The sequence below is a fragment of the Devosia insulae DS-56 genome (genome assembly GCF_000970465.2).
Taxonomy (GTDB): domain Bacteria; phylum Pseudomonadota; class Alphaproteobacteria; order Rhizobiales; family Devosiaceae; genus Devosia_A; species Devosia_A insulae.
Genome location: NZ_LAJE02000168.1, coordinates 1 through 7726, shown reverse-complemented (window position 1 = coordinate 7726; position 7726 = coordinate 1). Strand labels below are relative to the sequence as shown.

At 64.5% G+C, this 7726-nt stretch carries 5 protein-coding genes; 4 read left to right on the top strand and 1 reads right to left on the bottom strand.

All coding sequences use genetic code 11. The annotated features are described in order from the left end of the window. Nucleotides 1-10: 10 nt before the first annotated feature. A complete protein-coding gene (locus VW23_RS11255) occupies nucleotides 11-1054 on the bottom strand; it encodes a LacI family transcriptional regulator (RefSeq protein WP_069909663.1) in 1044 nt (347 codons plus the stop codon). A gap of 282 nt (nucleotides 1055-1336) precedes the next feature. Here VW23_RS11255 and VW23_RS11250 point away from each other — a divergent pair, with 282 nt between their 5' ends. The 4 genes from VW23_RS11250 to VW23_RS11235 all read left to right on the top strand — a co-directional run bounded on the left by VW23_RS11250 (nucleotide 1337) and on the right by VW23_RS11235 (nucleotide 7651). After that, nucleotides 1337-2650: an extracellular solute-binding protein gene (locus tag VW23_RS11250; RefSeq protein WP_084645945.1), complete on the top strand. Its 1314-nt coding sequence runs from the start codon at nucleotides 1337-1339 to the stop codon at nucleotides 2648-2650. Between the two features lie 110 nt (nucleotides 2651-2760). Beyond that, nucleotides 2761-3651, top strand: coding sequence for a carbohydrate ABC transporter permease (locus tag VW23_RS11245; protein ID WP_069909661.1), 891 nt, complete (start codon nucleotides 2761-2763; stop codon nucleotides 3649-3651). Continuing rightward, nucleotides 3651-4463 (top strand): carbohydrate ABC transporter permease, encoded by an 813-nt coding sequence (locus VW23_RS11240; protein WP_069909660.1) that lies wholly within the window; start codon nucleotides 3651-3653, stop codon nucleotides 4461-4463. Before VW23_RS11245 ends, VW23_RS11240 begins: the two co-directional genes overlap by 1 nt. Before the next feature lie 5 nt (nucleotides 4464-4468). Further along, nucleotides 4469-7651 (top strand): alpha-mannosidase, encoded by a 3183-nt coding sequence (locus VW23_RS11235; RefSeq protein ID WP_069909659.1) that lies wholly within the window; start codon nucleotides 4469-4471, stop codon nucleotides 7649-7651. Nucleotides 7652-7726: the final 75 nt, after the last annotated feature.

Genomic DNA, 7726 nt, shown 5'->3' with positions numbered 1-7726 from the left:
GAGCAGAAAGTCAGCTCCGCCAGTGCGCGACCGGTTCGCTCAGCGTCTGCAGCTGTTCCGCCGCCTCGCCGTCGATCCGCCGCAGCAGCAGGCGGGTGAGTTCCAGCCCGGCGGCGTAGACGTCTTCCTCGATGGTGTCGACGTTGGGGAAGACCGTCGACAGGATGTCCGAGGTCTGCTTGCAGATGAAGCGGATGTCGCGGCCGAGCAGTACGCCGCCATCCTCGAGGCCGCACAGCATCGAGATGGCGCGGGTTTCGCTGTCGCAGATAATGCCGTCGGGCCGATCCGGCTTGTCGGCGAGATCGCGGCCGAACTGCCGCATTTCGGCCGAGGCGGGGCGGATGCCATCCTGCACGACAACGCGACCGGTGATGCCGCGGCGGGCCACGGTGCGTTCGAAGGTACGGACGATGTTGTGGTAATTGTTGGTGGTGCCGTCACCGACCGAGATCAGGATATCGCGAGACCCGGTATCGGCCAGCCGCTCAACCGCCAGTTCGGCGAACGCCTCGGAATGGAAATCGTGGAAGGCGTGCGGGGTGAAGAACTCGGTGCGGCCGTGGCTGACGAACGGGAAATCGTGATCCATCATCAGTTGCACGCGGCGATCGCGGGCGCCGGTATGAGTGATGATGACGCCGTCGGCAGTGCGGTTCTCGAGGATGTAGCGCACCGTCTCGACCGAACGGCTGCGGTCGAACTCAGGCATCACGGTCAGGTGGTAGCGGGTGCCGCCGATGGCGTCGCCGATGCCGCGGATCATGTGGCGTGAAAAGTCGATGGCCTCGTCCGAGCCATCGAGCACCAGGGCGATGACGTTGGTCTTGCCGGTGCGCAAGCGTACCCCGGCGCGGTCGGGCACGTAGCCGACCTGCGCTGCGGCTTCCGCCACCTTCTGGCGGGTTTCTTCCTTCAGCGACGCGCCGCCGCGCAGCGACAGCGACACCGTCGACAGGCTCAACCCGGTCAGTTCCGAGATGGTCTTCAGCGTTGCCCGCTTGCCCGACGGCTTGCGGATGCCCCTGCTGGCTTCTGGCCTGAACTTCGTCATCGTCGCTTCTTGGACCCCGCCTCCTCATACACCGGCCACCGAGTGGCGGGAACTGCAGAAAATTGCATCGATGCAAACGATGTAGACGACGGGCTAGCTGTCCAATCCTCGCCTATCATATTGAATTTGCATGGTAAAATCTACGTGACGTACGTCACTCGAAGAATTCTGCACCAAACATTGCAACGTTGCAATAAATGCGCTTAGCTCTGCGCGCACTCAGGAGGTGCCGCGCAGCCCACGCATGAGGGTTGCGACGCCAAACCCTTGGAGGAGGAATTCATGCTTAAACGGACTCTCTTGGCGTCTGCGGCGGCGCTGGCGCTGCTGGCGGCCACTGCCCCCGCACAGGCGGTGAGCATCATGTACGCCGAGTGGCTGGCCTCTCTGGTCGAGCCCGGTATCGCCAACTACGAAGCCGCCACCGGCGAGAAGGTCGAGGCGATCAAGCTGCCGGGCGCCGCTTATGACCAGCGCACCTCGCTGGATCTGGCTGCGGGCACCGCCGCCGACGTGATCCAGCTCGACTCGTTCATGGTCTCCGAGTTCGCCTCGTCCGGCTACCTCGAGCCCCTGACGGAATCGGCCAAGGGCTGGGACCAGTACCAGTACTACATGCCCGGACTGTTGGACGTCGCATCCTATGACGGGGCGGTCTATGCCCTGCCGACCGACACCGACGTGCGCATGCTGTGGTACGATAAATCCAACTTCGAGAAGGCCGGCATCACCGTGCCGTGGGAGCCCAAGAGCTGGGCCGACGTGCTCGACGCTGCGCAAAAGCTCAAGGACGCGGGCGTCCAGTATCCCTTCCAGCTGCCGGCCGGCATCAAGCAGGGTGAAGGCGCCACCATGCAGGGCTTCTACATGGCGCTGCTCGGCGCCGACGTGCCCGAGGGGGATCGCAACCGCCTGCTCAACCGCGAAACCGGCCAGTGGATCGGTGACAGCCCGGCGATTCGCAAGACGCTCGAACTCTATCGCAAGGTCTACCACGACATCGGCCAACCGGCCGACCTCAACTACGCCGCCGATCCGGGCGCCGCAGTGCGCGAAGCGCTGGCCAACGACCAGCTCGGCATTCTCGCTTCCGGCTCGTGGGAAGATGCGTGCCTGTGGGACTGCAACGGCGTGAACCTGCCGAGCCGCGAAGAGCGCGACGCCATGGTGGGCTGGACGCCGTGGCCGGGCTCGGGCGATCCGGGCAACAAGGCGACCACCAACATCTCGGGTGGCTGGACCATCGCCGTGAACTCCAAAGCCGCCGACAAGGCCAAGGCGTTCCAGTTGCTCAGCACCATCTTCGACGTCGGTAACTTCAAGGACTGGACCATCAAGAACCACCGGATGGGCGTCCGCACCGACATCTCGGAGTCACCCGAGTACATGGCCGATGCCTACCTCGCCAAGGCGACGGCGCTCGCAGCCGACACCACCGGCCGCGATACCATCCCCGGCTACCAGACCGTTTCGGCCCTGGTGCAGACGATGACGACGGAAATCCTCGATGGCGCCAGCGTCGAAGACACCGTGAAGAACTACCACGACGCACTCGTCGACGAGTTCGGCGCGGACAAAGTGATCACGTACGAATAAGCGGATCCTCCCGATGCGGCGGCGCCCCCGACTACGGGCGCCGCCGTGACGGTTGATGTCGGCCCTGCCGGCGCGGGTCCAGTTCCGTCCTCTATTCGAACGAGCCGTCCATGAGACACCAGGCCAACCCCTGGATCACCAGCAACCTATGGTTGCTCAGTGCCGCAATGCTGCCGGCGATCATCCTGGTCGGCGCGCTGCTCTTCTTCACCGGCTGGGCCATCACCTTCAGTTTCACCGACCTGGGCCTGACCGGCCGCAAGGCTGTCGAGTGGTCCTGGGTGGGCCTCGAAAACTACGAGCGGCTGTTCACCCGCAAGGGCTTCCTCGAGTCGCTGTGGACCACGGTGATCTTCGTCTTCTTTTCGGCGATCGTCGGCCAGTCGGTGCTCGGCTTCCTGCTGGCGGCAACGCTGCGCGGTACGGTCTCCACCACCCGCAGCGTCGTCGAAGTCTGCATCATGCTCGGCTGGCTGCTGCCCGACATCGTCGCGGCCTTTCTGTGGTCCGCCACCACATCGCAGACCGGGCTGATCAATTCGCTGTTCGTCGTGCCGTTCGGCCTCAAGCCTATCAACTTCATCAACGATTTCGCCCTGCCGGTCGTGACGCTCGCCAATATCTGGAAGGGCACGGCCTGGAGTTACCTGCTGTTCGTCGCAGCGCTCGACTCAGTGCCGAGAGAGATCATCGAAGCCGCCAAGATCGACGGCGCGACCCGCTGGCAGCGCGCCTGGTTGGTGGTGCTGCCGATCATCCGGCCGCACATCGCCACGAACCTGTTATTCATCACCATCTGGACGTTCACCTACTTCCCGCTGATCTTCGCGATGACAGGGGGCGGGCCGGGCCGGCAGACGGAAACGCTGGCGCTGTTCCTCTACAACCAGAGTTTCGCCCGCGGCAATCTCGGCTTCGGCAGCGCCATCTCGGTGGCCATGCTGCTGATCGTCGGCGCCCTTTCCACCGTCTATCTACGCATGCTGCGGGAGCCCAAGTAATGGAACGCACGACGCTCTCGCGACCGATGGCGATCGCGCTCGCCTTCATGGCGGTGATCTGGGTCAGCCCGTTCGCCTGGCTGTTCAGCAATGCCTTCGACACCGCCGCCACCGGGCGGCTGGTCTGGCCGCAGAATTTCGGCATCGACAACTTCACCGGCGCCATCGGTGGCGATGCCGGGCGCATGTTCCTCAATTCGCTGCTGATCGCCGCCGGAACGGCAACCATCAGCGTGGTGGTCGGCGCAGCCGCCGCCTACCCGCTGTCGCGGCTGCGGATGCCGGGCAAGAACGCCCTCTTATGGACGCTGGTGCTGCTGCGCATGCTGCCGTCGGTGGGTGTGCTGGTGCCGCTCTATTTCGCGGCCCAGCGGTCGGGGCTGCTGAACCAGTTCGGCGTCATGCTGGCGCTGAGCTGCCTCAACCTGCCGTTCACGCTGCTGCTGCTCAAGAACTTCTTCGACACGGTGCCGATCGAACTCGAAGAGGCGGCCTATGTCGACGGCGCTTCGCTCTGGCAGATCGTCACCGGCATCGTCCTGCCGATGTCGCGGGCCGGGCTGGCAGTGGTGTGGTTCTTCAGCTTCACCGGCGCCTGGAACGAGTTCCTCTTGCCGTTGATCTTTTCACGCGTCGAGGCGGCCTTCCCGATGTCGGTGGGTCTCTACGGCGCGTTCGGGCGGATGGGGGCCATCGACTACGGCTTCCTCGCCGCCTTCTCCATCATTTATGCGGCGCCGGCGGTCGGCGTGTACTTCCTGCTGCGGCGGAACATGAACACCGGGTTCGCCGGTGTCGGGGTCAAAGGATAGCCTCAATGAACACTCTCGCGACCAAGCTCGGTCTCCTCGACGATGACATCAAGCAGGAGGAGAAGCTGTTTCGCCTCTGCGCCGACCTCAAGGCCAAGATCCTGACCCCGATCGAGGGTGACTTCGCCTGGCGCTATACCGAAGCCGAGCTCGATGCGGAGGCCGCGCTCAAGGCGGATAGCCGCAGCTGGCAGCCCTTCACCGACAAGACGGTGTGGTCGAAGAAGCAGGGGCACACCTGGTTCGCAGCGGAGGTCACCGTGCCGCCGGCTGCCAAGGGCAAGACCTTCGTGCTGCGGTTTTCCTCGCAGTGGCAGGACCGGCCGGGCACCACCGATCCGCAGTGCCTCGCCTATCTGGATGGCCATGTGGCGCAGGCGATCGACGGCAACCATACCGAGCTGGTGATTGCGCATGACGCAAAACCCGGAACCAAGCGCACGTTGCTGGTCAACGCCTTCACCTTCTTCGACCGGCCGCTGGTCGGCTTCAAGGTCGAACTGCTGGTGCGGCACGAGCGGGCGGAGAAGCTGTATTTCGACCTGCTGACCCCGCTCGAAGTGGCGGCGCGGCTGACCCAGATCGATGGCCGCCGCCATGCCATCATGAACCTCGTCGAGCAGTCGCTGCGGGCGCTCGACCGGCGTGGCGGGGTAACGCCGGAATTCGAGGCCTCGCTCGGTGCGGCCGAAAAGCTCGCCAAAAAGATCTACGAGCTGGTCGATACCGAGGTGCAGCCGACGGTTTCGGCGGTCGGTCACACCCATCTCGACGTCGGCTGGCTCTGGCGGGTGATGCATACCCGCGACAAGACCGGCCGCAGCTTCGCGACAGTCTTGGCGCTGATGGCCGAGTACTCGCAATTCGTCTTCATGTACAATCAGTCGGTGCTGTTCGACTTTTTGAAGAAGGACTACCCGGAGATCTGGGCCGGCGTGGTCGAGCGGGTGAAATCGGGGCAGTTCGAGATCGAAGGCGCCATGTGGGTGGAGCCCGACGCCAATATCGTCTCGGGCGAATCCATGGTGCGCCAGATCATGCGCGGCCGCCGCTTCCACCTCGAGCATTTCGGCGTGGTGCCCAAGACCGTGTGGCTGCCCGACACGTTCGGCTATTCGGCCAACATGCCGCAGATCCTCGAGCGCTCGGGGCTCGAGTATTTCATCACCTCGAAACTCAGCTGGAACGATACCGACCGGCACCCCTATGACACGTTCTTCTGGCGCGGCATCGACGGCACCAAAACCAAGGCGCAGTTGATCACGGCGCAGAAGTTCGACAGCGAGCGGATCTTCACCACCTACAACTCGGATCTTTCGGTCTCCGAGGTGATGGGCGCCTGGAAGCGCTATGAGCCGAAATCGGTGAACGACGAAGTGCTGGTCTGCTACGGCTATGGCGATGGCGGCGGCGGGCCGACCCGCGCCATGATCGAGCGCGGCACAAGGCTCGAACGCGGCATCCCCGGCGCGCCGAAGGTGAAGCTCGAAGGCATCGGACCGTTCCTCAGGCGCCTCAGCAAGCGCATGGACGAGAACGCCATGCGCTTCCCGACCTGGAACGGCGAGCTCTACCTGCAATATCACCGCGGCACGCTGACCAATGTGGCGAAGAACAAGGCCAATAACCGGCGGGCCGAACGGGTGCTGCGCGAGCTCGAGTTCCTCAGCGCCATGGCGATGCGGACCGGGGCGCCCTACCCCAGTGAAAAGCTCAACGAGTTCTGGGAGCTGGTGCTGATCAACCAGTTCCACGACATCCTGCCGGGCACCTCGATCGCCGAAGTCTATGTCGACAGCGATGCCGAGTATGCCGGGCTGTTCTCGACCCTCGCTTCGGGCAACGGGCCGTGGCACAGCGCGGCGAAGGCCATCGCGCCTACGGCCAAGGGCGGGCTGCAGCTGTTCAACTTCACTGGGCACAAGCGCGACAAGGCGCTGGTGCGCGTCGCGGGCGCAGCAGAGGTCTCGGCACTCGGCCAGGGCGGCACAGCCCTGCCACTGCAGAAGCTGGTTGGTGCCGATGGCAGCGTGACGCTGGCGGCGCCGGCCGACCGGCCGGCGCTCGGCTGGACCTCAGCCTCGCTGGTCGCCGGTGGCGCCGCGCCGAAATCGGGCCTCTCGGCTTCGGCCAAGCAGCTCGAGAATGAGCTGATCCGGGTCAGCTTCGACAAGAATGGCGAAATCAGCTCGGTGTTCGACAAGCAGCATGGCCGCGAGCTGATCGCCAAGGGCGAAACGGCGAACCGGCTCGTCGCCTACGAGGACAAGCCGCTCAACTGGGACGCCTGGGATATCGACCGCTATTTCGAGGAGCAGTTCTGGCGGCTGTCAGAAGGCAAGGCGAAGATCGAGGTGGTGGAGACCGGCCCCTATCGCGCGGCGCTCCGCATCGAACGGCAGTACCTGAGTTCGAAAGTGGTGCAGGTGGTGTCGCTGGAAGCGGGCGCCAGGCAAGTGGAGTTCGACACCTTCGTCGACTGGCAGGAGCGCCAGACCGTGCTGAAGGCGGAATTCCCGTTCGATCTCAACATTTCCGAGATCCGCTCGGAGATCCAGTTCGGCCATGTGAAGCGGGCCACGCACCGCAACACCAGCTGGGACCGGGCCCGGTTCGAGGCCAGCATGCATCGCTGGGTCGATATCAGCGAGCCGGACTTCGGCGCCGCGCTGCTCAACGACAGCAAGTATGGCTATGACGCGGTGGAACAGCTGGTGCGGATCACGCTGCTCCGCGGCGCCACCTTCCCCGACCCGGAATCGGACCGCGGCGAGCACCGCATCAAGTATGCGCTCTTGGTGCATGACGGGGTCAGCGACCTCGCCGGCGTGCCAGTGGCGGCCGAGCGGTTTAACAACCCGGTGGCGGTGATCGGCGATGCCTCCGCACACGCCTCGAGCCCAGGGGAAAGCACCAGCTTCTCGTTTGCCTCGGTCGACAAGCCGAACGTCACGCTGGAGACGGTGAAGAAGGCGGAAAAGGGCGACGGCCTGGTGCTGCGGGTGTTCGAGCACGCCAATGCCCGAGCCAACGCCACGATCAGCTTCGGCGTGCCGGTGAAATCGGCGAGGCTGGTGAACCTGATGGAAGAGGGTGGCGAGCCGGTCGCGCTCAACGGCAACAGCGTGACGCTGAACCTCAGGCCGTTCGAGATTGCGACGCTGCTGCTGGAAATGGACGCCGACTGACCAACATCTCGGCGCTCCCTTGCTCCCCTCCCCCTTGAGGGGAGGGGAGCAAGGGAGCGCCGAGATGTTGGTCAG